Raw genomic sequence first — 25140 nt, 5'->3', positions numbered from 1 at the left:
CTAGTGGAATCGCTCGCCGAGATAGACCCGACGCACATCGGCATTGGCGCGGACATCGTCCGGCGCGCCTTCGAACAGAACCTCACCCTGGTGAATGATGGTCGCGCGATCGGTAATGTCCAAAGTCTCGCGCACATTGTGATCGGTGATCAAAATGCCAATCCCGCGGCTTTTCAGAAACAAAATCAAATCGCGGATATCATTGATCGCTACCGGATCAATCCCCGCGAACGGCTCATCAAGCAGCATAAAACTCGGCTGAGCGGCCAAAGCGCGCGCAATCTCGGCGCGCCGACGCTCCCCGCCCGACAACGCCATCGCGGGCGCATCGCGTAAATGATCAATGCGCAACTCATGCAGCAGCTCATTAACCAATTGGGCGCGCTTGGTGCGATCACGCTCAGAAATCTCGGCCACGGCCTCGACATTTTCATACACGCTCAGACCGCGGAAGATCGAGGCTTCCTGCGGCAAATACCCAATGCCCAAGCGCGCGCGCTGGTACATGGGTAGGCGTGTGATGTCCTCGCCGTCGAGCATAATGCGTCCATAATCGGCTGAAATCAGCCCGGTGATCATATAGAAACAGGTGGTTTTACCCGCCCCGTTCGGTCCTAACAGTCCGGCCACCTCGCCGCGCTTCAGGCTCAAGGACACTTCCTTGACGACCACACGCCCACGATAGGCTTTGCCGATATGCTCAACCACCAAGCCGGTTTGCGTGGACGTCGAGGGCTCAGCCCGTTGAAAGTGAGGGACTGTCTGGGTCATAGAACACCATTGTGCCTAAAATTTCGTGAAAAGACGGACGAAAGCTTAGCCTTCGCTGGCGGGCGCATCATCAAACGCTGGGGGCTCCCCACCGGGAACCACAGGTTGATCACAGCCTTCAGGGTTTTGTGGACGCGGCGCGGCCTCACCTTCTTGGCTATCATCATTATAAAAAATTGTACGAACCCGGCCCGCGCGGCGATCATTGCCTTCGAGCTGAGAGTAACCGGATTCAACGCGCGCGGTCAGGCGATGACCCGTCGACACGTTACAGCCCTGAGTGAGGACAACATCGCCGGTCAGAACAATGGTATCGGTGGCGATGTCATATTCGCCCTCATCACCGCGCGCGACCTCTTCAGCCGTCACATAAAAAACATCGCCGCGTGCCACAATGCGTGTCACCTCGCCCATGCCACCATTATCACTGGGCTGGAAATGAACCTCCACGCGATCGGCACGAAGGCGTGCAGGACCGCGTAACGCGTTGACATTACCAGTATAAACCGCAATGCCATCGGGATCGAGCACTTCAACACGTTCCGCCGACACATCCAAAGGCACCCGCTTGGGTGTGGCCTCAGGCGTGGCTTGCGCGGCGACATGACTTGCCAAGAGCGCACTGGCAATAACGGTCATCAAACTCATGGCTCTTGGCCCTCTTGACTTTTTGGACGCTCCTGCGGCGCACCAGAATTATTTACATATAGGCGGGTTCTGACCCCATTGTTAAAAACAATGCGATTTTCTTGCTCAAAGGCTTCAAAACCCCCCGCCTTGATCAAACCCCAGGGCGCACGCCCAAAGACATATTGGTTGCCCTCAACCCGGCTTTCATTGAGATGAACATCGGCCGCGTTGGTTTCAAAGCTATAACCGGATTGTGTCTCCAAAGCGACATCCTGGCGGAGGATCAACACCCGCGTTCTGGCATCATAAACGCCCTGGCGCGCGCGCGCTTCAGAGCCGTCCTTGCTTGTGCCATTAACCCGCTCACCATAGACGAAAATCGGTTGGCTCAATTGCGCGACCGGATCTAAAGACCCCGGCAAGCGCACCGCATTTTGCGCCGTCACCAAAAAAGGTACGCCCTTTTCATCACGCCCGGTAAAGCGCGGATTGATAATCCTATCAGAGGCATTCACCGGCGCAGGCGGCAAAGCCGGACCGTGTGCCTGACCCGCGATAAAAATCTGATAGGCTAAATGTCCGCCAATCAAAACTATCGCCGCCACAATCGCCCAGCGCGCGCGGCGAACCCAGAGACTGCGTAAACGCGCAGCCCTTAAAGAGCGATGACGACGCGTCATCGAACCGATCAGACCATCCCGATCAAAGGCCACGACTGAGGATGAACCGGGATGCGACACCGCGAGGCTACTCCTATTTCAAGCACTTGAGACTTACTTTAGGTTTGACCCGCAAGGCAGGCCTTTTCAAGGCAAGACCGATTAAGAATGCGCAAAAATATCAGTTTCGCCCCAACCTAACAAATCCAGCTCGGCCCGGCTTGATAAAAAGTCAAAACATGCACGCGCCAAGTCCATACGCCCTTCGCGGATCAACATCGCGCTGAGACCTTCGCGAATTTTATGCAAATAAAGCACATCCGAGGCCGCGTATTCCAATTGCGCGTCGCTCAAAGTTTCGGCTGCCCAATCAGAGCTTTGTTGTTGTTTAGACAACTCAACACCGGCCACTTCGCGCGCCACATCTTTCAAACCATGGCGATCAGTATAGGTGCGCACTAATTTCGAGGCGATTTTGGTGCAAAAGACCGTTCTCACATCGACACCCAAATATTTCTGGATCATCGCCACATCAAAACGCGCAAAGTGGAAGATTTTCTCAATCGCTTCATCGCCAAAGAGCGCTTTTAAATTCGGACAGTCATAGCTGTTGCGATCCAACTGCACCACATGCGCATTCCCATCACCGATAGACAGCTGAACCACACACAAACCATCGCGCACCAAGGACAACCCTTGGGTTTCGGTGTCCACCGCGACACACGTGCCCCAGTCAATAGATCCGGGCAAATCGCCTTTATGCAAGTGCACACTCATGGGATGACCTTTCATGCTTCAGTCTTAATTTTTAGCGCATATCTGTGATGGGCTTAACGCCCCGTGTCAATTACACCATGCCCCATAGCCAGTCCCACCCCAAACGCATAGCTATTTTGCTGTACCCAACCCTTTTACTTTATGAACAATTGAAGCATAGCTGCACGCCCATTTCGTGAATCAGGTAAGCGTATTTCTTCCCATGACCGAACTGACAACTCCCACTGGCTTGGCGCACTTTACCTATGACCGCGAGCATCATCTGCTTCATGCGGCCTTTCGCGGCACGATTAAAGCGGCAGACATGCAAAATGCCTGCGATGACATGGTTAAATTGACCGAAACCTATTTAGTTGATCGGTTGTTAGTCGATACATCCTGTGCGGATCCCTCCTATCAGATTGAAGACATCATCGAAATCTTGGAGACCGCATTTGAGCGCGTGAATATTGCACGTTTGGCGTTATTCACAGGAGATCGTCCCGCACCGGTGCATTTTTCAGCTCTTGAATCGATATGCTTCCCACTCGCTATTCGCTTGCGTCATTTCAATAATCTGGAAAATGCGCGCACATGGCTGACTGGCTCATAAGTCAGCTTCAACCTTTGCGCGCTTGATTATCCCCTCATTCGCGCGTAAGCATAGGTACGCTTTGGCTGAGGGGCCTCAATGATTCAAGCACCGCCCAAACCCGGCACGATCGACACCAGCTATCTTTATAAAGATGGCATAGTGCGGCAAAACTGGTGGGGTGAAGTTGATGCACGCCTCTTGGCGCATTCGTGTGATTCGCTGCTCGAAACTGTCTGGGAATATGGCGTTCAACGCGTTCTGATTGATTTTCGTCATGCCGATGCGATTTTCACCGCCAGCATGTTCATTTCCGAAGCCGGACGCATCTATAGCGAACTGGCCGAACAGGTCCGCTTTGCCCATCTTTTGAGCGAGGATCGACACCTCGCCCAAGAGGTTTTGCTGCGCACCGTCAGCTTTCATGATGATTTGCGCTATGGCATTTTCTATGATGAAGACAAGGCGTTGTCCTGGTTACGAGGGCGCTGAAGCGTCGCCTTGATCGGGATCTATGCTCTTTCATTGCACGCTCAATAGATCCCGGATGTGCGCTTCGCTTCTCCGGGATGACAAGAAAAAACACCTACGCGTCCAATATAAGCAATTACACAATTCGAACCCAAAGGTTCGCTAGGACGACTGTCCGCCCGCAGCGTCAGCGAGGATAATAAACCGAACCGCAGGTTCGCTAGGACGACTGTCCGCCCGCAGCGTCAGCGAGGATCTTATAATCATATAGAGAAAAAAATGGTGCCCATCTTAGGGCTTGGCTCGACGCCAACAGCCTTAAGCGCGTCCCATGTGAGCATCGACCCCAACGCCGATATCGGCGACAAACGCGGGTCGAGCGGAGCGGGGACTAAGGAGATAATGGTGCCCAGAAGAAGACTCGAACTTCCACGCCCTTACGGGCACTAGCACCTGAAGCTAGCGCGTCTACCAATTCCGCCATCTGGGCAAACAGATGAGGGGGGGACTGATATGGCCTTCGCGAATGAGAGTCAATTGGTCAACTGCGTGAAAACTGCATGTCGCTTTTATGGGTGATAGACATGCGCGTTGAATTTTGATCTATCCCCTTTTTAATCTATTAAGGGCATACCCGTCGTTAAAGATCCGGCTTATATCCTAAACCGGAGCCCCTTCATGAAGCAGGAAAAGGCGTAACCATGCTGCGCGATGAGATGATTACCGTTTTTGGTGGGTCTGGCTTTATCGGCCGTTATGTTGTGCGAGCCTTGGCGAAGGCTGGCTACCGTGTGCGCGTTGCCACGCGCCGCCCGCATCTGGCCAATGTGCTAAAGCCCATGGGCGTTGTCGGTCAGATCCAACTGGTGCAAGCCAATTTGCGCAATCCCGCCTCGATTGAGCGCGCCTTAGACGGCGCGCACGGCGTTGTAAACCTGGTCGGTATTCTGCACGAGGGCGGGCGCCAGACCTTCCGTTCACTTCAGGCCCAAGGCGCAAAAATCGTCGCTGAAAAAGCCGCCGCCCAGGGCATTACCCGCTTCATTCAGATCTCTGCGATCGGTGCGGATGATCAAAGCGCGTCAAAATACGCCCAGACCAAAGCCGCCGGTGAAGCCGCGGTGAAGGCCGCGATCCCCACCGCGACAATCCTGCGCCCCTCGGTCGTGTTCGGGCCGGGCGATGATTTCTTCAACATGTTCGCGAGCCTGGCACGCTTCGTTCCAGCCCTGCCTTTGATCGGCGGCGGCAAGACCCGTTTCCAACCGGTGTTCGCGGGCGATGTGGCTGGGGCTGTTCTGGCCGCCTTCGAAGATGATAAAGCCCAAGGACGCACTTTTGAGCTGGGCGGACCGCGCGTCTACACCTTCAAAGAAATTCTGGAATTCATTCTGGAGGTGACCTATCGCAAGCGCTTCTTGATCCCGCTTCCCTTCTTTGCCGCAGGGATATTGGGTCAGGTTTTTGACATTCTGGGCGCTTTACCCTTCGTCAAGCCGCTGATCACCAGCGATCAGGTCAAGCTGTTGAAATCTGACAATGTCGTCAACAAGGATGATGTTTCAATCGGTCAACTCAGCGATTTGGGCATCAAGCCTGAAACGATGGAATCCATCGTTCCAGCTTATCTGGTGCCCTATCGCGAAGGCGGCCAGTTTGCTGAGCCCATGCCCCTTCAGGACGAATAAAATCGCGTCCAAAACCCAAAACGAAAAGGGCCCGACGGGGCCCTTTTTTATGCCCTCATGGAGAGCGGCTTGGCCCGGCGATATAGCCAGATCAGCGGTAAACCCACAGCCATCACGCCAAATCCGCCAATCCCCAATAGACCATTCCAGGGCCAATCCGTGGATGCCAGAAATAAAACGCTGAGCCCCGCCAGCGCATTGATCGCGCCATGAAAGGCCCCCGCCGCCCAAACGCCGCCGCGCTCCGCAGCTAAGGCAACATAAGGTGTTGTCATGACGGTAAAGACGATCATCGCCCCAACACCGCCAACGCCCAGACCGGGAAAATTATACCCCATCAAGATAATCGGGGCATGCCAGAGCCCCCAGATCACACCCGTCACCAGGCACATCGGCCAAAAGCCAAGCCCCATCAGGCGCGGTTGCAGCCAGCCGCGCCAGCCCAACTCCTCGCTGATCGTCAATAAGACGGTATTGGCCGCAATGCCAATCGGCAGGCCCAACCCCAATTGCAAGGCCAATAACAGCGCCGGGTCCATCGGCAACGGCTCATCCGGGGCCAAAGCCTGAAGCTGAGCCACAAAGCTCGCCACCGGATCTTGAAATCCGCCAGGGGCCAGCCCCCCCGTTAGTGCAATGGACCCTGCCACCAAAACAATAGCCATCACCCAGGCCAGCACGATCCAGATCAAGACCCGGCTCCGGCCAAACCCGCTAAAGCCCAAAGCTGTGCCCCAGCGCGCGCGATCAAACACCAGCGTGCATAAGATCGCGCCTAAGGCCGGGCCCAACATGGCCACAAACATGATCGGCATGGCAAGTGCGCTCTGGCCTTCTAAACCGCCACTCTGATGGAACAGGCCAAAAACGGTCCAGCTCCACGCAAAGCTAATCAATAAAAATAATGCGATCTTCATGAATCCCTCCCGCATGCATGAAGCCATGCGGGAGGATCATGGCTAAATCAAGAAAATGAAGATTAAAATCGCCAAAATGACCCGATATGCGACGAAAGGCAGGAAGCCGATTTTACCCACGAAGCGCATCAAGAGCGCGATCGAAATAAGAGCCGTCACAAAGGACAATACCGCCACGATCAAACCATCACGCAAGCTTGCGCCCGGCGCATGACCGCTGGCCAATTCCAGAAATGCGAGAAGGCCAAAGGCCGCAATCACCGGAATGGCCATCAGCATGGAAAAACGCGCAGCTTCTTGACGATTAAGACCCAGCGCGCGGCCCGCCGTCATCGTCACCCCAGAGCGGCTGGCCCCCGGGATCAAGGCGAACATCTGCGCCAAGCCCAACAAGGCCGCATCCCACCAAGTCATGGTTTCAGTCGTTTTAGTCTGCTTGCCAAAATGATCGGCCAGCCATAACGGCCCGGCAAACACCAAGGTTGAAATGGCAATCACCAGAGGTGAGCGCATAGCGTCAACAAGTCCGGACATATAGAGCCCTGCGCCGAAAATCAGGACCGGCGGGGTGGATAGACCCACCATCAGGGCCAATCGACCGCCCGGGGTCATACGCCCTTGAAGCAGCGCCAATTTTCCGCCCGCTATGTCCATAATATCTTTACGGAAATAGACCAAAACCGCAAACAGAGACCCCAGATGGGCCATGACATCAATCAAGGGGCCTTGATCGGCTGCGCCAGAGACTTGTGGGGCCAAGATCAGGTGGGCAGAAGAGGAAATCGGCAGAAATTCGGTAATACCTTGGACGATGGCCAAAATAATGAGATGAATAAGGCCCATTTGGCCCCCCTTTGCCTGAACGCTGACACCCCAACGCCGGGGGCCACCATGATCGAAAGCCTGATTTTCGCCAAGCCCCAAGGCCAGCTGGCCCCTTAAAAAGTTGAATGACCCATGGCCCATGATGGATTAGAGGCCGGCCCAGGCCGGGTCGCCCCGCAAGAGGCACAAAAAATCTCCGCCCATGCCACGCGGCTGTCGGTGATCGTTGCCTCCATCTTGGTGGTGGCCAAGATCGGGGCCTGGTGGCTTTCGGGCTCGGTTGCCATGCTGGCCTCGCTCGCCGATTCTGCGCTGGACCTGGCCGCGTCTTTGACCGCCTTCTTCGCTGTGCGCTATGCCGCGACCCCCGCCGATGAAGAACACCGTCATGGCCATGGCAAGGCCGAAGCGATGGCGAGCTTTCTGCAAGGCTTGCTCGTCGCTGGATCGGCGGCCTATCTGGTCTATGAATCAGGAAAGCGCCTGATCAATCCTGAGCCCATCCAGCATGGCTTGATTGCGCTGGGTGTGATGGTCCTGTCCATTGTTATGACCTTGGGCCTGGTCTGGGCACAGACCCAGGCCTTGAAGAAAAGCCACTCACTGGCCGTCAGTGGCGACCGCGCACACTATATGGCCGATTTGGGCTCTAACCTCGCCGTGATGGTCGGCCTGATCGGGGCCGGGCTGTTAGGCTTTACCCGCGCTGACCCCATCATTGGTCTTCTGGTGGCCTTATGGCTGTTTAAAACCGCCTGGGACGTGATCACCGGGGCCGCCGACCATTTGATGGACAAGGAATTACCCGATGAGGAACGCGAAGCGATCTTAAGACTGGCCCGTGAGGATGCGCAGGTTCTGGGCGTTCACAATCTAAGAACCCGCGCCGCCGGACCTTTTGTGCATATTCAAATTCACATGGATCTGGACCCTACCCTCACCTTGGATGAAGCGCATAAAATCATCGTCGCTGCAGAAAAGCGGATCATGAGCGCCTTCCCGGCTGCCGACATCTTGATCCACCCTGATCCGCGCGGCCATGCCGAGCCCCATGGTAACGACCTTTTTGATCAGCAAACAGGTTCAGAGAGCGCATAAAGCCGCTTAATTCTCAGCGCGAAGCAGTCTAGAGTTTGGTTCATGAGAACGCTTCACCATTGGCCCCTTCATCCCGGTTCGCGGCAATGCCGCATTGTGCTCGCCGAAAAGCGTTTGGCGTTCGAGATGATTGCGTGCAAGCCCTGGGATGAGGCCGATCCGATCCACACTTTGAACCCGGCAAGCCTGCCGCCCGTCCTGATCGAAGAAGACACACGCGGGCCGATCACCTTGGTCGAAGCCCCCGCCATTCTGGGCTATCTTGAAGAGACCTTTACCGAGCCGGTTCTGCTGCCCAAATCGCCTAGTGATCGCGCCGAAGTGCGCCGCCTGATGCAATGGATGGATTTGAAATTCGACCAAGAGGTCAATGCGCTTTTGTTAGCTGAAAAGCTGGAAAAGCGCATGTCCGGTGATGGCGCGCCCGATCCGGCAAATTTGCGCCTGGCGCGCGATTATCTGCGCTGGCATCTCGATTATTTCGAGACCCTGCTGGGCGAACGCGATGGCCTGGCGGGCGATCGCTATACTTTGGCTGATATTTGCGCCGCCGCGCACTTGTCTGTGATAGATTATCTCGGCGATGTGCCCTGGGATCATGTGCCACAGGTCAAAGCCTGGTATGAGCGGATAAAGTGCCGTCCGGCCTTCCGCTCGCTGTTGGAAGACCGCCTCCCCGGGGTTCCGGCCGCCAAATGGTATAGCGATTTAGATTTTTAAAGACTGATGGCGAAACGCCCCCCCGAACCGCCCTGGGATGAAGCCCGATTGAAAGCGGAAAGCCTGGCGCTGGGCTTTAGCGCGGCGCGCATCTGCCGTGTGGATGAGGCCTGGGCGGCGGCAGATCACTTAGCGGACTTTGTCGCCAAGGGTTATTTCGGGCAAATGCAATGGATGGAAGACACCCTCTATCGCCGCCAACATCCCACCCATATGTGGGCAGAGGCCCGCTCGGCCCTGGTTCTTGCCCTGAATTATGGACCGCAGCATAATCCCTTGCCGCTGTTGGAGCGCCGCCAAGAAGGCGTCATCTCCGTCTATGCGCAAAACGCCGATTATCACGATGTGATGAAAAAGCGCCTGAAGCAGATCGCACGCGGGTATGCCCAGAGCACGGGCCATGATGTGAAGGTCTTTGTCGATACCGCGCCCTTGATGGAAAAACCGCTGGCCCATAAGGCCGGCATTGGCTGGCAAGGAAAGCATACCAATGTGGTGAGCCGGGAATTTGGCTCGTGGTTGTTCTTAGGCGTCATGCTGACCGCTGCCAAACTGACCCCTGATGAACCTGAGGTGGATCATTGCGGATCTTGCCGCAAATGCCTGGATATCTGCCCCACCAAGGCCTTCGTGAACCCTTATGAGCTGGATGCGCGGCGTTGTATCTCCTACCTCACCATTGAGCATAAAGGCGCGATTGATCGCGCACTGCGCCCCTTGATGGGTAATCGCATCTATGGCTGTGATGATTGTCTGGCAATCTGCCCGTGGAATAAATTCGCCCAAACCGCTCAAGAAAGCGCCTTCCATCCGCGCCCGGAGCTGAAAGGCGCGCTGCTGGCGGATTTAAGCGATCTGGATGAGGCTGGTTTTCGCGAAGTGTTTCGCGGCTCGCCCGTCAAACGCATCGGGCGTGAGCGCTTTATCCGCAATGTCTTGATCGCCATCGGTAATAGCGCTGAACCGGGCTTGATCCCCGCCGCCGAACGTCATCTAAGCGATGGTGCCGCATCTATCCGCCTGAGCGCGGTTTGGGCTATCGCCCAGCTCGATCAGGCCTATGCGCACACCTTAAAGGCGCGCCACTATGAGGGCGAAGCCGACAGCGCGGTTCGCGAAGAATGGGATCTGATTTAGTCGTGACCAATGCGCGGCGGTCCGCCCAACCCCGATTGTGAAGGCCCAAAAGCCTTATCCAGGGTATGGGTGGAGTCCATGGCCAGCTCAATCGCGGCCGTCAAATGCTGCAGGACTTGCATATTATTGGCCAGGACGTGCAAGGCTTCAGGGCGGTGATCGTCAGAGATTTTCGTACAGCGCAGCAACACATCCGCACGAATATCCATCAAGACATCTTCCAGCTTACGCCCGCCGGGATTAGCCTCAGAAACGAGAAAACGGGTCATCATGACCTCCATCATCCAAACTAGACCCAGCCTATACCCAAGTGTCTTAAGGATGATTGAAACCTGATCAGACCCGCTAGACCCTTATGCGACCTTTAAAATGTCCAGACGTTCATCGACCCGGCCCACACGCACAGCCTTAATCGTGGCGTGCGCTTTGAAAGAGTTGCCAAACGCTCTCTTAGGCCGCTTAACCTGAAGGGAAATGGGATCGAAGGCTTGACCGGACGCGTTAGTCTTGGTCCAAGGAGAGGATAGAGATGGAGACGAAAATGGGCGAAAAAATTGGTGCCGAAACCGCTGTCAGCCGCCTGACCGGATGGGTCATGGCTGAACATCAAGATGCCATTGAAAAAACCTTCGAGTTTAAAGATTTCAGCGAAGCCTGGGCCTTTATGAACCGGGTGGCATTAAAGGCTGAACAGATGAACCACCATCCTGAATGGTTCAATGTCTATAATAAAGTCAAAGTGTTATTGACCACCCATGATGCCAATGGAGTCACCACGCTGGACACCGAAATGGCGCAGTTCATGGATGCGATCGCTTAGCGGTCGTAAATTACAATCATGCCCAGAACCACAGTCGCGCCGCGCTCCCCCAGGGTGTGATCCGTGGCGCGCTGTAACTGGCGTGATACATAGCTGGCGTTTGGCACTTCGCCATATTGGTAAGTGACGCCGGTATAATTGGCGAGCACCGTCATATAGGCATCGCGAAGGCGTGGCAAACGCGCCTGCACCTTTTGGCGCAGCGCATTATCCGGCACATCCAGGCCCAGCTCGATATGCATCGTACCGCTTAAACGGCGTTGATTTTGAATGCTGGAAATCAAGGGCGGCAAGGCGACAAAAGCCGGATTAGACGTGATCCGGCGCGTACGCACATCGCCATCTTCCGCAGGGGCTTCACCATGATCATCCCCGCCCCCATGGGCATCGGGCGGCGGCGAGGCAAAAGCGGGGCTCGTCCACGCTAAGGCGAGAATGGAGATAACAGCGGTGAGGTGTCGAAGCCATTGGGTCATACGCCCCGGTTTAAACCTAAGACGTAAAAAACTCGTTCGCACGGGCACAAAAATCACGGCGCAATATTTCAAGTCTTTCTAAACGAAGCTCACGCTTAGTTTTGTCATTGACCCCATCTCTAAAATATTGAACTTGAAACGAGAGTTTGATTTTAAACTTTTTAACCGAATTCTGTTGAATACACTCACGAGACAGCCGATAGTCAATCTTTCAATTGAGCCCGAAGGCTAAAACCGAATGCCTACCCAAGAGATGAGCCATTCCATGTTCATGCCCCACGGCATGTGTTTTCTCTGGTCGCCGGAGATTTTGTGGACCCATGTCATCTCCGACGCTGTCATTGGTCTGAGTTATTTTTCCATTCCCGCCGTTCTAGCTATTTTCACCATGAAACGTCCGGATCTGGTTTATCGCCCAGTGATCTGGATGTTCGTTATGTTCATCGTTTCGTGCGGGATCACGCATGTCTTTGCAATATGGACGATCTGGCATCCAGATTATATGGCTCAAGGTATCATCAAAGCCATTACGGCTTTGATTTCCTTAGCAACCGCGATTTTGCTTTGGCCGCTTTTGCCAAAATTACTCGCCTTACCTTCAAGTGAAAATCTACGTGAAACGAATAAAGCGCTCGCCGAAGAGATCAAAACTCGCCAAGACGCCGAGGTGAAGCTCAATCAGCTTACTCAGGAATTAGAAAATCGGGTCAAAAGGCGCACTTTAGCCCTGTCACGCTCCAACGATGCGCTAGAGCATTTTGCCGCGACCGTATCCCATGATCTTCAAGCGCCCTTGCGCCACATCTCCATGTTCTCGCAACTGCTTGAACAGGAAGAAAAGGAAAAACTTTCCGATCAAGGTCAGATGTATCTTGAAAAGATCCAAGGCAGTGTTGAGCGCATGCAGAGCCTTATCAGGGTGATGCTCGATTATGCGCGCCTCTCTCAAGAACCGCCCAATCCTGAGCGTACTGACCTCAACGCCATTATCAATGACATCAAAGATCAATATGAGCGTGAGTTTTGGGCTAAAAAAATCACCATCACGGCTGATGACATCGCGCAGCCCCACGTCGATCGCGTTTTAATTACTCAACTTTTTAGTAATTTGATCAATAATTCGATTAAATATTCTGAGCGAGAAGAGACGAAAATTCACATCACCTCCGTGCGCGTGGATGATGATCATATAGAGGTTCGCGTGCGCGATAATGGTGTCGGTATAGCGCCAGAATTTGCCGAGCGGATTTTTGAAATGCTCAAACGCCTGTCCAACAAGGTCGAGGGCAATGGTGTAGGCCTAGCGTTTTGTAAGCAAATCATCGAGAGCCATGGCGGAAAAATCTGGCTGGATACCGATTTTAAAGACGGCGCGCAGTTCTGCTTTACCTTGCCTTTACGCGATTACGATCATTAAACCGTCACAGGCCGGGATGAGTATCAGGCGCAAAGGCTTGCCTAAGCCCCCCTCTGACCGCTACAAGACGCAAAACACCACAACACAGGTTGGATCTGCCCATGTCCCTCGGCGACGCTCTTATCGTCTATTTCGCTTTCCCGATCTTGAATCTCTTATTGTTGATCATTTTCGTCGGGATCATTTTGAGCTGGCTGATCGCCTTTAATGTCGTCAATGCGCATAACCAGGTCGTAAATGCGATCTGGCGCATCACCAACACGGTGACAGAGCCTTTGGTGCGACCCATTCGCTCGGTCTTACCCCCTTTAGGCGGCATGGACTTTTCACCTCTCGTGCTGATCTTGATCATTTATTTCCTCAAGGGCTATGTCCTTCCGATGTTGATGACGGTGATCTAGAAGCAGATGGTCTATGAGCGCCTGGATGAGGGTATACGCCTCTTTGTGCGGGTCACACCCAAGGCCAATAAAGACCAGATTGAGGGCCAAGGCCAAGACGATCAAGGCCGGGCCCATTTGAAAGTCAAGGTGCGTGCGATACCGGATAAAGGCCTCGCTAACCAAGCGGTTGAGAAGCTGTTGTCAAAACAATTGGGCGTTTCCAAAACCCAGATCACGCTCACTCAAGGCTCAACCGCTCGCGTGAAAACCTTTTTCATATCTATGGCGTCTTCAGATCAAGACGTCCTCATCACGACCCTAGATCGACTATGTTCGGGAGAGACCCTATGAGCGCCTTCATTCTTGCCCAGCCCAGCGGTGCCAGCGTTATTGATGGCCTCAAAGCCGCCGAACATATTGATGCCAGTGTGAAAGAGGCTGTCGCGGCTTTAAGCCCCGCTTTGACGCGAGCCCCTTGCCTGGCGGTGGTTCTGGTTGGCGATGATCCGGCTAGTCATGTCTATGTGCGCAATAAAGTCAAACGCACTGAAGCAGCCGGTATGCGCTCACTAGAATATCGCAAGTCTGCCGATCTCAGTGAAGATGATCTCATCGCCCTGGTCCACAGCCTCAATGATGATGATGGGGTGGACGGCATTTTGGTACAAATGCCCCTTCCCGCGCACATGGATGCACGCCGTGTTGTGGAAGCTATAGATCCCGCCAAAGACGTCGATGGCTTAACCGCTACCAATGCGGGTCGTTTGGTGCTGGGGGCCCCGGGCCTTCGCCCCTGCACGCCCGCAGGCACAGTGTGGCTCGCCCAACAAGCGCTGGGCGATCTCAGCGGTAAATCCGTTGTGGTGCTGGGCCGTTCTATCCTGGTAGGTAAACCCGCAGCCCTTCTCTTCTTAGAACAAAACACCACTGTCACCCTGGCCCATTCACGCACCCAGGATTTGCCCAGCGTGGTGCGCGCCGCTGACATCGTAGTTGCCGCCGTAGGCCGACCCCATCTCGTCAAAGGCGATTGGATCAAGCCGGGGGCCTGCGTTCTCGATGTCGGGATCAATCGCGTGGATGCGCCTGAAAAAGGGGACGGTAAAACCAAGTTGGTTGGCGATGTCGCTTATGAGGACGCCAAAGCCCATGCTGGCTTCATCACACCGGTCCCGGGGGGCATCGGGCCGATGACCATCGCCATGTTGTTAAAGAATACTGTGATGGCGGCTGCACAACGCGCGAACTTGCCTCTTCCATCACAACTTGTCTGAGGTTAAGGAAAAACCAACCTCTAGGCGTGTATGTCTGGACAAAGCGGAGAATATGTTCATGGCCGATGCGCTAAAAGTGCTGCATATCGAAGACGACTTTGCCGATGCAATGTTGTTTCAGCACGCCTTGTGCGAAGCAGGCGCTTATGATGTGCAATTAGAAGCCGCGCGTACGCTCAAAGACGGCATTAAACGCCTGCAGCGTAATACCTATGATCTGATCATTCTCGATCTGCGACTGCCCGATTCCATTACCCCAGCCGAAACCGTTCAAGCCACAGAAAGCGCCGCCAATGGCGTGCCAATCCTAGTTTTAACCGGCTCTGCCAATGTCGATGCCGCGTCCCTTGGCCCACATGTGGTATGTCTTGATAAGAACGAATTTTTTGCCGGACATGGGCCTAAGCAACCTGACAAGCTATTGCAATCGGTTTTAGAAGCGGCCGATAATGTCATTCACCTCTAAAGGCTAAAGACCGGATCGCTCCGGTCTTTTTTGCTTTAATTCTAGGGGCTAAGCGGCTTTCGGCGCTGTTTTAGCTTTCACAGTTTGATTGCGTGCTTGATCTTCATTCGCGCCAATATGCTCGCCCTCTTTCTTACCGGTTAAGCGCATAACATCACGCTCAGAGAGGGCTTCTTCTGCGAAGCTAATCCCAGTACTTTTGCCTTCGGTCCACATGGATTGGGCTTCAATCATTTTATTATCGACCTCAAATGTCAGAGCATGCCCTTGAGGGATATTCACCCCTTGCATACGCGCCCCGCCCACAGACAGTTCAACAATCAAAGCTGATTTCTTCCCGTCTTCACACTCAATTTTCGTCAATATATCAGACAGGTAACGACGGTTGACCCTTTGGTCGGCTTTGCGGGTTGCCTCTTGAACGATGCGGGGGATCGCGATTGAGGCTTCTTCAGAGGTTCGCGCCATTTTCACAACCGCATCCGCCATTTGATCGGCTTCGCGTGCGGCTTCGGTGGTCGTTTGTGAAATCGAAGCGATCTGACCTGCAACTTCACTGACCACATTGCGGGTATCAGTAACAAATTCGGTAAAGCTGGCGGTGGCGGTGCGTTGTTCTTCCATCGCAGCGGCTACGGCGGCCGTCACTTCGCTCAAAGAATCGATAGAGGTTGAGATGGCCTCAATGGCTTTCACGGCCCCCATCGTGCGGTCCTGAATACCCTGTACCCGCGCGGTAATTTCTTCAGTGGATTTATTGGTCTGGGCCGCCAAAGCCTTCACCTCACTGGCGACAACCGCAAAGCCCTTTCCGGCTTCACCGGCGCGTGCGGCCTCAATCGTGGCGTTCAACGCTAATAGATTTGTCTGTTCGGCCAGCTCGTTAATCAGATCGACAAAGTCACCGATCTGGCGGGCCGCATCGCGCAATTCTTCAACGCGGCTGCGTGATTCGCTCGCTTGATTGACCGCACTGCGCGCCAGCTCATCACTGCGCGAGATCTGGACCGTCACCTCACTGATGGCCTCCACGATCTGCGAGGCCAGAGAGGAGGCACGATCAGCTTTCTCAACCGATTCCTTCGCATGACGGCTGACATCTTCCGCCTCTTTACCCGCCTTGGCCAAAACTTCACGCATAGATTGGCTACGTTGCGAGACATCATCCGCAATCATCGTAACCTCGCCAACCCCTGACATGGTGGCTTCTTCGACTTCACTGGCCATGGTGGCCAGCACCCGGCGGCGGTCAGAAATGGCTTGACGCTCCAAGCGCGCCTTATCCTGATTAGCCTCTTCACGTTCCTTAGTGGCATCTAAGAAAACCAAGGCCGCACGTGACAGCTGACCGATTTCGTCTTTACGCTCCGCGCCCTTAATCGTGATATCAGTTTGACCTTGAGCCAGCTGATCTAAATTCGAGGTTACCGCCCGGATCGGACCGACCACCCCTAAAATGATGAAAACCGATAAAGTGATAGAGATTAGCGCCCCTGCACCGGCCGCCAAGGCCGCTTGGAACGCACGCGTTTTAAGTCTGGCCTCGCGTGCTGCGGCCTGCTCAGCCAGATAACTCGCAAAAACACCTTCAAATTCACGCATCGCATCTAAGCGCTGGGTTGAGGCGTCAAACCAGGCCTGAGGAGAAGAATCCAAGAACGCCCCACCATAACCGGCCTGGCGCACCTCATTACGCAGCGCATCCAATTCCATCGCGCCAGCACTGCGCGCCGACATGGCGGTTCCAAACCGACGTGCCCATTGCGCCCCTGCCATATGATTGAAGGCTTGCTGATAGGCTTCTTGCTTGGCTTGCAAACTTTCCATCCGGGTATGGGTGTCCATCGTCACCAGACCGGCGGCAAACAAATTAACCCCCAAGGCCCGTTCGCGCCCCGCCATTTCCTTGGCATTCATCAAATCAAAAAAGGCGATAAAAGCTTTGGCCAAATTGGCGTCATTGACGACCTCAACACCTTCCAAAGTCGTAGTGAACAAGGTGTCGATTATTTCTGTATAAAGCGAGCTGGACGTATCCAGGCTGATATTAACGCTGTCGACACGTTGGCGGTGAGACGCCAAAGTCCCCAGTAAACGCTGGGCGGCATCTAATCCCGCAGCATAGTCCGCGCCAAAGCGGTTAACATTCATAGATTGGACTTGCGTATTAAAGCGGCTGATTTCTTCATCGGTTAATCGACGTTGCTGTTCAAGGCGAGATGTAAAATCCTGACTACCGCCAGATCCGAGAAAACCGGCTGAGATCCCGCGTTCCTTTTGCAGTTCGTGGACTAACGCACCGACCCTATGGGAAAAACTGGCAATGCCTTCAACACGCGCCGTCATCTGCGCATCATGAAAGGAATTCAACGTCAACATCGATCCGAAGATCAATAATCCCAAGGCGGGAACAGCGACGGCAACAACGATACGCCAGCTAATCGAGATGGAAGAAAGCATCCCAAACTCCAGATTCGAGTATACATATTCGATGAACGTGTCTTATTTTAGTTAAGCGTTTCTGACTCACCTTAGGATAGCACGAGTTTTTCAGCGTTCTTCGCGTTTAGAAATAGCTTTTTTAAACATTAAGCCCTTGAAATCTATTGACTTAATAAATTATCAGTTTCGCGTATTTCTTGATTTCCTTACAAGATGCTTTTGAGAATACTTCACAACTTTCTTAATTTTCCCCAAGACCTATATGTTTTCTCATAAAGAAATTAATGCGTTAAAACTTAGGCCCTGGTGCACTCCTCCAAGGCCTGCGACAAAAGGTGGGCATTTGTTCATTTTCCATCCAGCAAGTTACGTTATATCCTCCGCCCAGATGAAACCATAATAAGGGGGAAACCATGCGTCGTTTTCTACTCTCTACCGCCAGCCTTGCGCTTATCGGCTTCGCGGGAATGGGCCTCGCCCACGCCCAAGAAGGGGCCAATGAGAATGTCCTTCTGCAAGAATGGACCGGGCCTTATGGCGGCGTGCCTAATTTTGATGACGCCGATCTGTCGCAATTGGAAAGCGCCGTTCAAATCGGCATGCAGCGCCAGCTCGCCGAGATTGACGCCATTGCCAATAATCCCGCCTCACCGACGTTTGAAAACACGATTGTCGCGTTGGAACATGCCGGCGAAGATTTGAACCGGGTCTTCACCTATTACGGCATTTGGTCGTCCAATATGTCTTCGCCAGAATTTCGCGAGATCCAGGGCCGTTTATCGCCCCAACTTTCCGCGTTCAATTCACAGATCACGCAGAATGAAGCCCTCTTCAATCGCGTGCGCGCCGTCTATGAAAGTGAAGATGTAAAGGCTCTACGCCCAGACCAGCAGCGCCTTGTTCAACTGACCTATGATGGGTTCGCCCGCAATGGCGCGACCTTGGAAGGCGAAGCCAAAGCGCGCTATGCCGCGATCAATGAGCGCTTGTCTGAGCTTTATAACGACTTCTCCAACAATGTTCTGGCCGATGAACAAGATTATGTCTTGTACATCTCTGCCGACCAGTTAAGCGGTTTGCCGGAAAACGTCGTGGCGGCGGCGGCGGCTGCGGCAACTGAACGCGGCCATGAGGGCGAATACGCCATCACCAATACCCGTTCTTCCATGGATCCGTTCCTGACCTATTCTGATGAGCGTGATCTGCGCGAACAGGTTTGGCGCACCTATTATAATCGCGGCGATAATGGCGATGAGCATGATAACAATGCGATCATCACGGAGATCTTAGAGCTGCGTGATGAGCGCGTCGCGCTGTTGGGGTATGACAATTACGCCCAATGGCGTTTGGAAAACCGCATGGCGCAAACGCCTGAGCGCGCCATGGATTTGATGGAAGCAGTCTGGGAAGCCTCGGTTGCGCGCGTTCATGAAGAAGTCGCCGCCATGCAAGAGGTTGCCGACGCCGAAGGCGCGGACATCACCATTGCGCCTTGGGATTATCGCTATTACGCCGAAAAAGTCCGCCAGCGTGATTATGACCTCAATTCAGAAGAGGTGATGCAATATCTTCAACTCGATAATCTGGTTGAAGCCATGCATTATGTCGCCGGTGAATTATTTGGGTTTGACTTTGTCGCGCTAGAACCTGGCACCGTGCCGGTCTACCACCCGGATGTACGCGTCTGGGAAGTGCGCAATAAAGAAGACGGTGAGGTAATTGGCGTTTGGTATCTCGACCCGTTTGCGCGCCAAGGGAAGCGTTCTGGGGCCTGGGCCAACACCTTCCGCAGCTATGATAGCTTTGATGGCGAAGAGATTATTCTAGCCACCAATAACTCAAATTTCGTCAAGGGCGAAGCCGGGGCACCGGTTCTGATCTCTTTCGATGATGCGGAGACTTTGTTCCACGAATTTGGTCACGCCTTGCACTTCCTGTCAGGGCGCGTGGCTTACCCAACCCTCAATGGCGGGGTACGCGATTACACCGAATTCCAATCGCAATTGCTGGAGCGCTGGTTGCTGACCCAGCCGGTGATTGACAATTATCTCAAGCATGTGGAAACCGGTGAGCCGATCCCAGCCGATCTGGTTGAACGCATCCGCAATGCCTCGACCTTCAATCAGGGCTTTGCCACGACCGAATATCTCGCCTCAGCCATCATTGATCTAAAACTGCATACGATCGAGCCTGAAGGCGTGGATCCAGATGCGTTTGAGCGTGAAACGCTGAGCGCATTGGGCATGCCCGAAGAGCTGGTGATGCGTCACCGTACACCGCATTTTGGTCACGTCTTCTCCGGTGAGGGCTATTCGGCCGGTTATTACGGCTATATGTGGGCCGATGTCTTAACCTCAGATGCCACCGAAGCCTTTGTCGAGGCTGAAGGCGGTTTCTACGATAAAGAGGTTGCCGCGCGCATGGTTGAATTCCTATTCGCACCGCGCAATGCCATTGACCCGGCCGAAGCCTATCGTGAATTCCGCGGCCGTGATGCCACCATCGCGCCCCTGATGCGCGATCGCGGCTTCCCCGTGCCAGAGGGCGTAGAAGACTAAGCCTTCTTAGCCTGAAGGATTAAAAGCCTCGGCTGCAAAGCCGGGGCTTTTTTTCATGGGCGCATCTAGCCTCATAGCTTCCCCCTTCCCTATGCCCGCTCCTGGGCGCGCTGTCTGTGGGTGCGTCCTCTGATATCCTCACTCCCCTTCCTCTGCCGCTCCCCTGAACCGTCGCAGCCCCCAGGACTTCCCTCACTGCGCATGGGCTTCCCACAGCTTCTCCAACGACGTACAGCGCCGGTCTAAGCTCACCTCCTTCGTCCTCACGGCCCTCACCCTCACATTCTGCCTTAATCACACACGCCCCTTGATTGTATGAGAATAATTCTTATTTGCATTATGAAAGTGCGCAATCTTGGGAGCGATATTGATTATGCATACCTACATAAAGGGCAAAGCGCTGTTTAACCCCTTCGGGCCGCGCGGATTGATCTTTCCACGGTTCAGCTCGCTTTTTTTGAAAACACTAAGCTATAGCGTCATGCATCTATGTGTGGCGATGAGTGTGGCCTGGATGCTGACCGGCAATCTGAAAGCGGCGCTGGCCATTGGCCTGATTGAGCCCGCGGTTCAAACTGTCGCCTACACCTGTCATGAGCGGATTTGGGCGCGGGGAAATATATCAAACAAATCCACGCATAGCATCTAGCCATCAAAACGATTATAGTCTATAAACGTTCTTCGAAAAATCAGCATAATTTTTTATGCAAACAACTATTTTATATGGATTTTCTAACGTTTATAAGGACGAATCATGCGATTATATCCTCCACCGCCGGACCCATACAAAATCATTCAAGAAAATTTTGCGAAATCTCCTGAAAAAATGAACGAATTTCTTTCAATGACGATTGATAGCGATAATGGTTCATATTTACACTGGGAAGACTTAAAAAGACGGCAGCCCCCAACCGGCATGACCATACAAGAATACTGGGCTGCACTACGTATCGCAAGGCATGGCGCAAGTCGCAGCATTAGTTTATATCAGAAAAATTCAGATCCTTTCTCATTTACGGAGCCAAGTTTTGTACGCTCCGCACTCAGCAATATTGATAAAGACGCTTGCGGTACACTTGCAATCGAAAGCGATGTTCTTAGCCGTCAAGATAGTAACATATATCTAGCGAGATCAATTATTGAAGAGCCTTTTTCAAGTTCAGCTATGGAAGGCGCAGCAACAACCCGCGAAGTTGCCAAAGAACTTATTGAAAAAAACAAAACACCTAGAACAAATGATGAAAGAATGGTGCTAAATAATTACCTAGCACTAAGGTTAATAAAAAATAGAATAAATGAACCCCTTACTATTGATCTTATCCTAGATATTCATAGAGTTGTTACTCAAGGTACTTTAAGAAATCCAGGCAAATGCGGCGCACTTCGGGACGAAATTGATAATATTACTGTATCTGATGAAATAAGTGGCGATATATATCACATCCCCCCTTGCGCTTCAGAATTGCCTGAGCGGTTAAATAAATTGTGTGAATTCGCCAATCAAAATGTCGATGAAAAAAATTTCATTCATCCAATAATTAAATCAATAATTTTACACTTCATGATTGGGTATGATCATCCGTTTGTTGATGGAAATGGCCGCACTGCTCGGGCATTATTTTACTGGTCAGCCCTTAAGCATAAATATTGGCTTTTAGAATATGTATCTATTTCTAAAATTTTAAAAGAAGCACCTATAAAATATGCTAAATCATATATCGAAACCGAATCCGACAGAGGTGATTTAACTTACTTTATTATATATCAATTAAAAATGGTGTTGCAATCAATTGATTCGCTCAAATCTTATATTGAAAGTCAGAGAATAAAACTAAATCAATTTAATTATATTATCAATGATTCATCTTTAAATCACAGACAATCTAGCCTACTAAATGATATCGCCAAGAATAGAATTCAATCAATAACAGTAAATGAACACAAAAATATTCATAATGTTGTGTATATAACAGCTAGAACCGACTTAGAAAAATTAGTTGAATTAAATTTCTTAAAGAAACACAAATCAGGAAAAACCAATTACTATCGTGCAACACAAAATCTTTTGGATAAAGTTTCAAGCGAGACTAAGTCTTTCATGTAACTTGTAAATTCATATTTTTTAATTCTTTATAATAAGAAAATCTAGTTATTCTTATTATTGTCATACGATCTCACCCGCCTCACTCCCGCGCGTCCCGCCCTCATCAAGAGCAGGGTAAGGCGGTGTCATCAGCAATAAAAGGCCCAGCGCGTGTATCATTCTGATACGCTAAGCGCGTTAACCTTTTTGTGTAAAGCCTTAAAAGTCGCTTAAAATGCCCTTCTTCTCCCAATCGCCATAGCGCGTGGGTTCAGGGCCATTTTTACGCCCGCCCAGCTCTGTTGCGCGCTCTTCTTCCTCACGTGCGGCGCGGCGCTCAGCGGCTTCGGCCAGGGCGCGTTGCGCCGCCGGGCTCAGCTCTCTTGAAGCCTCAGGCTCTGCATTGGAATTTTCAATTATCTCTGACATCTCTTGTACTCTTCTTTCGCCATTCCCATAAAATATAGGACAAAGCTGCACCCCTCACAGGGGCTTTGTCAGTGATTGTCATAAAGGGTGATAGGAACACTATGACGGGAAATGGTCTTCGTACCTTTGCATTACTGGCCGCATTGACCGCGTTCTTCGTGGGCTGCGGTGCGCTGATCGGCGGCACCCAGGGCGCGCTGATCGCCTTTGCCCTTGCGGCCATGATGAATGTCTTTGCCTATTGGAACGCCGATAAGATTGTACTGCGCATGCATAATGCGCGGGAGATCACACCGGATGAGGCGGATCCCCATCTGCTACGCTTTGGCCAAGATACCGCCGATTTGGCCCAGCGCGCGGGCATGCCAGCCCCACGCATCTATATCATCCACTCCGATCAACCCAATGCCTTCGCCACGGGGCGTAATCCGCAAAATGGCGCCGTTGCGGCCACCACGGGTCTGCTACAGATGCTCAATCGTGAAGAAGTGCGCGGCGTTATGGCTCACGAGCTGGCCCATGTGCGCCATCGCGATACCCTGACCATGACCGTCACAGCAACGCTCGCCGGGGCCATCGGCATGCTGGCCAATTTTGCCATGTTCTCGGCCATGTTTGGCGGCGGATCGAGCTCTGAACGCAATGGCAATGCGCTGGGGGCGATCCTCGTTGCGTTTCTGGCCCCCATGGCCGCAGGCTTGGTGCAAATGGCCATTTCGCGCACCCGCGAATATGAAGCCGACAAAGGCGGGGCAGAGATTTGCGGCAATCCCCTGGCGCTCGCCTCTGCCCTAGAGAAAATCGAACAGCGGGCCCGCGGCACGATCAATGAAGCGGCAGAGCGCAACCCTGCCACCGCGCACATGTTCATCATCAACCCGTTAAATGGCCTGGGAAAAGACAATCTCTTCTCCACCCACCCTTCCACGGCCAACCGCATTGCGCGCCTGCACGAAATGGCGCGCGCCTTTGGTGATGGTGCCCAGCCTGTCAACGACGATGACGGTCCATGGGGATCACGGCGCCCCAGCACTCAACCAAAACGCGATTTTGGCGGCCCCTGGGGCTAAAGGAGGCGAGAGGCTGAGGCTAGGCGCGCTTTTTCTGGATCAGATACTCGCCGGGTCATACGGGGCGTGCTAAACAAGCACGCCCATGACAAAAACCTCAAAACACCGCCCCGCCCCGCGCTCAAAATCCACCCATCCGCCGCGTCCACGTGATGCGCGCGCCATTGCGCTCGATGCCCTGATCCAAGTCCTAGGCACGGGGGAGATGGTGGAGACCGCGCTGGCCCAGCAAAGCGATTTTCATCTGTTAGAGCCGCGCGATCGCGGCTTTGCGCGTGCCCTGTGCGCCCATGCGATCCGGCGTAAAGGCACGCTCGATCATGTCTATCAGCAGTTTTTAGATCACCCGCTGTCAGACCATGCCAATAAGACGCGCGCGACCTTTCTGTTGGCGAGCTGTGATCTGTTGATCTTAGAAACACCCGCCCATGCCGCAGTGGACGCAGGCGTGCGCCTGATGGCCACCGATCCCCTGACCCGCAAATATAAAAATGTCGCCAATGCCGTTTTGCGCAAAGTTGCGGAATTTGGCCCGGCTTTGTTGGCTGAGGCTGATCCGCTGTTAGATCTGCCCGAATGGTTGGCGACGCGCTGGCTCACTTTCTATGGTGAGGAGACCACCCGCGCCATCATCGCCGCCCGATCCAAAGAACCCTCGCTCGATTTCACCTTAAAGCCTGAGGCCGATCTCAAAGATTGGGCCGAAAGGCTGGACGCGCAGATCCTGCCCACGGGCAGTTTGAGACGCGCAAAATCCACCGATGTCACCCAACTCGACGGGTTTGAAGAGGGTCTTTGGTGGATCCAGGATGCGGGTGCAGCCCTGCCGGTAAAAATCCTTGCGCCCCAGCCCGGCGAACGGATCGCCGATTTGTGTGCCGCGCCGGGGGGTAAAACCCTGCAACTTGCCAGCCTGGGTGCGGAAGTCATCGCGCTTGATCGCTCAAAAAAGCGCCTCGAACGGGTGAAGCAAAATCTGGCGCGCACGGGGCTGAACGCCCAGATCGTCACCGCCGATGCCACCCAATGGCATGATGATCACCTTTTCGATGCGATCTTAGTCGATGCGCCGTGTAGTGCCACAGGGACATTGCGCAAAAACCCTGAAGTCATATGGGCAAAATCTCCCAGTGATATCGAAACCTTAAGCGCAGTACAGGCCCGGATCTTGGATCAGGCTTATACCCTGTTAAAACCCGGTGGACGGCTCATCTATTGCACCTGTTCGATGGAGCCTGAAGAGGGAGAAGACCAAATCACGGCCTTTTTGAACCGGACACCCGACGCCAAACTCTTGCCCCTTGGGATCGAGGATTATCCCTCCCTGGGCGAGGCGCTGCACCCCTCCGGCTGGCTACGTACCCGCCCCGATCATTGGTCGGAATATGGGGGGATCGACGGATTTTTCATCGCTCGTCTTACAAAGTCGGTCTAAAGTCCGATTTACAGTTTGGCGTT

27 protein-coding genes and 1 tRNA gene are annotated in these 25140 nt (G+C 53.3%); 17 read left to right on the top strand and 11 right to left on the bottom strand.

The window, feature by feature from the left end:
* The 4 genes from lptB to H151_RS0104915 form a co-directional block, all read right to left on the bottom strand.
* Entirely contained in the window at window positions 1-771 is a 771-nt protein-coding gene (lptB, locus tag H151_RS0104930; RefSeq protein ID WP_019960533.1) for an LPS export ABC transporter ATP-binding protein, read from the bottom strand.
* Window positions 772-816: 45 nt separating this feature from the next.
* Window positions 817-1419, bottom strand: coding sequence for an LptA/OstA family protein (locus tag H151_RS15485; protein ID WP_019960532.1), 603 nt, complete (start codon window positions 1417-1419; stop codon window positions 817-819).
* Window positions 1416-2141 carry an LPS export ABC transporter periplasmic protein LptC gene (lptC, locus tag H151_RS16870; RefSeq protein ID WP_019960531.1) on the bottom strand — a complete coding sequence of 242 codons (726 nt, stop codon included), beginning with the start codon at window positions 2139-2141 and terminating at the stop codon, window positions 1416-1418. The genes H151_RS15485 and lptC overlap by 4 nt, the downstream gene beginning before the upstream one ends.
* Window positions 2142-2222: 81 nt before the next feature.
* Complete coding sequence (locus tag H151_RS0104915) at window positions 2223-2837, bottom strand: ribonuclease D (protein ID WP_026353830.1); 615 nt, start codon at window positions 2835-2837, stop codon at window positions 2223-2225.
* A gap of 202 nt (window positions 2838-3039) precedes the next feature.
* Here H151_RS0104915 and H151_RS0104910 point away from each other — a divergent pair, with 202 nt between their 5' ends.
* Both H151_RS0104910 and H151_RS0104905 read left to right on the top strand, forming a co-directional pair.
* The gene (locus H151_RS0104910; RefSeq protein ID WP_019960529.1) at window positions 3040-3429 is read left to right on the top strand and encodes a hypothetical protein; all 390 of its coding nucleotides are present in this window, start codon (window positions 3040-3042) and stop codon (window positions 3427-3429) included.
* A 78-nt stretch (window positions 3430-3507) separates the two neighbouring features.
* On the top strand, window positions 3508-3900 hold the full coding sequence (locus H151_RS0104905) for a hypothetical protein (RefSeq protein WP_019960528.1): 393 nt from the start codon (window positions 3508-3510) through the stop codon (window positions 3898-3900).
* Between the two features lie 382 nt (window positions 3901-4282).
* Here H151_RS0104905 and H151_RS0104900 read toward each other — a convergent pair.
* Window positions 4283-4369 (bottom strand) — tRNA-Leu (locus H151_RS0104900).
* A 211-nt stretch (window positions 4370-4580) separates the two neighbouring features.
* On the opposite strand from H151_RS0104900, the gene H151_RS0104895 reads away from it, so the two are divergent.
* Entirely contained in the window at window positions 4581-5567 is a 987-nt protein-coding gene (locus H151_RS0104895) for a complex I NDUFA9 subunit family protein (protein ID WP_019960527.1), read from the top strand.
* A 47-nt stretch (window positions 5568-5614) separates the two neighbouring features.
* On the opposite strand, the gene H151_RS0104890 is transcribed toward H151_RS0104895, so the two are convergent.
* Together H151_RS0104890 and H151_RS0104885 are read right to left on the bottom strand one after the other, a co-directional pair.
* Window positions 5615-6484 carry a CPBP family intramembrane glutamic endopeptidase gene (locus tag H151_RS0104890; RefSeq protein ID WP_019960526.1) on the bottom strand — a complete coding sequence of 290 codons (870 nt, stop codon included), beginning with the start codon at window positions 6482-6484 and terminating at the stop codon, window positions 5615-5617.
* Between the two features lie 42 nt (window positions 6485-6526).
* Entirely contained in the window at window positions 6527-7327 is an 801-nt protein-coding gene (locus H151_RS0104885) for an undecaprenyl-diphosphate phosphatase (RefSeq protein WP_019960525.1), read from the bottom strand.
* Between the two features lie 114 nt (window positions 7328-7441).
* Here H151_RS0104885 and H151_RS0104875 point away from each other — a divergent pair, with 114 nt between their 5' ends.
* The 3 genes from H151_RS0104875 to queG are packed head-to-tail and all read left to right on the top strand — an operon-like array spanning window position 7442 to window position 10264.
* Window positions 7442-8407: a cation diffusion facilitator family transporter gene (locus tag H151_RS0104875; protein ID WP_019960523.1), complete on the top strand. Its 966-nt coding sequence runs from the start codon at window positions 7442-7444 to the stop codon at window positions 8405-8407.
* A 42-nt stretch (window positions 8408-8449) separates the two neighbouring features.
* Window positions 8450-9127, top strand: a complete 678-nt coding sequence (gene fzlA, locus H151_RS0104870; RefSeq protein WP_019960522.1) for an FtsZ-binding protein FzlA — start codon at window positions 8450-8452, stop codon at window positions 9125-9127.
* Between the two features lie 6 nt (window positions 9128-9133).
* Entirely contained in the window at window positions 9134-10264 is a 1131-nt protein-coding gene (gene queG, locus H151_RS0104865; protein ID WP_019960521.1) for a tRNA epoxyqueuosine(34) reductase QueG, read from the top strand.
* On the opposite strand, the gene H151_RS0104860 is transcribed toward queG, so the two are convergent.
* Window positions 10261-10533: a histidine kinase gene (locus H151_RS0104860; RefSeq protein WP_156823364.1), complete on the bottom strand. Its 273-nt coding sequence runs from the start codon at window positions 10531-10533 to the stop codon at window positions 10261-10263. The genes queG and H151_RS0104860 overlap by 4 nt on opposite strands.
* A 272-nt stretch (window positions 10534-10805) precedes the next feature.
* Between H151_RS0104860 and H151_RS0104855 the strand changes: the two genes are divergently transcribed.
* On the top strand, window positions 10806-11084 hold the full coding sequence (locus H151_RS0104855) for a 4a-hydroxytetrahydrobiopterin dehydratase (protein ID WP_040758766.1): 279 nt from the start codon (window positions 10806-10808) through the stop codon (window positions 11082-11084).
* Here the strand turns inward: H151_RS0104855 and H151_RS16865 are convergent.
* Window positions 11081-11560, bottom strand: a complete 480-nt coding sequence (locus tag H151_RS16865) for a flagellar basal body-associated FliL family protein (RefSeq protein ID WP_019960518.1) — start codon at window positions 11558-11560, stop codon at window positions 11081-11083. The two genes, H151_RS0104855 and H151_RS16865, sit on opposite strands and share 4 nt — an antisense overlap.
* A 238-nt stretch (window positions 11561-11798) precedes the next feature.
* Between H151_RS16865 and H151_RS0104845 the strand changes: the two genes are divergently transcribed.
* The 5 genes from H151_RS0104845 (at window position 11799) to H151_RS0104825 (ending at window position 15100) form a co-directional block, all read left to right on the top strand.
* Complete coding sequence (locus H151_RS0104845) at window positions 11799-12977, top strand: sensor histidine kinase (protein WP_083918418.1); 1179 nt, start codon at window positions 11799-11801, stop codon at window positions 12975-12977.
* Between the two features lie 101 nt (window positions 12978-13078).
* The gene (locus H151_RS0104840; protein ID WP_019960516.1) at window positions 13079-13378 is read left to right on the top strand and encodes a YggT family protein; all 300 of its coding nucleotides are present in this window, start codon (window positions 13079-13081) and stop codon (window positions 13376-13378) included.
* A gap of 6 nt (window positions 13379-13384) precedes the next feature.
* A complete protein-coding gene (locus tag H151_RS0104835) occupies window positions 13385-13711 on the top strand; it encodes a DUF167 family protein (protein ID WP_019960515.1) in 327 nt (108 codons plus the stop codon).
* The gene (gene folD / locus H151_RS0104830) at window positions 13708-14634 is read left to right on the top strand and encodes a bifunctional methylenetetrahydrofolate dehydrogenase/methenyltetrahydrofolate cyclohydrolase FolD (protein WP_019960514.1); all 927 of its coding nucleotides are present in this window, start codon (window positions 13708-13710) and stop codon (window positions 14632-14634) included. The genes H151_RS0104835 and folD overlap by 4 nt, the downstream gene beginning before the upstream one ends.
* 58 nt (window positions 14635-14692) lie before the next feature.
* Window positions 14693-15100 (top strand): response regulator, encoded by a 408-nt coding sequence (locus tag H151_RS0104825; protein ID WP_156823363.1) that lies wholly within the window; start codon window positions 14693-14695, stop codon window positions 15098-15100.
* A 48-nt stretch (window positions 15101-15148) separates the two neighbouring features.
* Here H151_RS0104825 and H151_RS0104820 read toward each other — a convergent pair whose 3' ends face one another.
* The gene (locus H151_RS0104820; protein WP_019960512.1) at window positions 15149-17560 is read right to left on the bottom strand and encodes a methyl-accepting chemotaxis protein; all 2412 of its coding nucleotides are present in this window, start codon (window positions 17558-17560) and stop codon (window positions 15149-15151) included.
* Between the two features lie 449 nt (window positions 17561-18009).
* Here H151_RS0104820 and H151_RS0104815 point away from each other — a divergent pair, with 449 nt between their 5' ends.
* From H151_RS0104815 to H151_RS0104805, 3 genes are all read left to right on the top strand, one after another.
* On the top strand, window positions 18010-20100 hold the full coding sequence (locus tag H151_RS0104815) for a M3 family metallopeptidase (RefSeq protein WP_407703488.1): 2091 nt from the start codon (window positions 18010-18012) through the stop codon (window positions 20098-20100).
* Window positions 20101-20473: 373 nt separating this feature from the next.
* The gene (locus H151_RS0104810) at window positions 20474-20749 is read left to right on the top strand and encodes a DUF2061 domain-containing protein (RefSeq protein ID WP_019960510.1); all 276 of its coding nucleotides are present in this window, start codon (window positions 20474-20476) and stop codon (window positions 20747-20749) included.
* Window positions 20750-20854: 105 nt separating this feature from the next.
* Window positions 20855-22204 carry a Fic family protein gene (locus tag H151_RS0104805; protein ID WP_026353827.1) on the top strand — a complete coding sequence of 450 codons (1350 nt, stop codon included), beginning with the start codon at window positions 20855-20857 and terminating at the stop codon, window positions 22202-22204.
* Between the two features lie 198 nt (window positions 22205-22402).
* On the opposite strand, the gene H151_RS0104800 is transcribed toward H151_RS0104805, so the two are convergent.
* On the bottom strand, window positions 22403-22612 hold the full coding sequence (locus tag H151_RS0104800; RefSeq protein WP_019960508.1) for a DUF1674 domain-containing protein: 210 nt from the start codon (window positions 22610-22612) through the stop codon (window positions 22403-22405).
* Between the two features lie 101 nt (window positions 22613-22713).
* Here H151_RS0104800 and htpX point away from each other — a divergent pair, with 101 nt between their 5' ends.
* On the top strand, window positions 22714-23682 hold the full coding sequence (gene htpX / locus H151_RS0104795) for a zinc metalloprotease HtpX (RefSeq protein ID WP_019960507.1): 969 nt from the start codon (window positions 22714-22716) through the stop codon (window positions 23680-23682).
* An 85-nt stretch (window positions 23683-23767) separates the two neighbouring features.
* Window positions 23768-25117 carry an RsmB/NOP family class I SAM-dependent RNA methyltransferase gene (locus H151_RS0104790; RefSeq protein ID WP_019960506.1) on the top strand — a complete coding sequence of 450 codons (1350 nt, stop codon included), beginning with the start codon at window positions 23768-23770 and terminating at the stop codon, window positions 25115-25117.
* Window positions 25118-25140: the final 23 nt, after the last annotated feature.

The sequence above is a fragment of the Woodsholea maritima DSM 17123 genome, from assembly GCF_000382325.1.
In the GTDB taxonomy this organism is placed as follows: Bacteria; Pseudomonadota; Alphaproteobacteria; order Caulobacterales; family Maricaulaceae; genus Woodsholea; species Woodsholea maritima.
The sequence above is the reverse complement of the archived record's forward strand: the minus strand, read 5'-3'. Positions and strand labels throughout refer to the sequence as shown.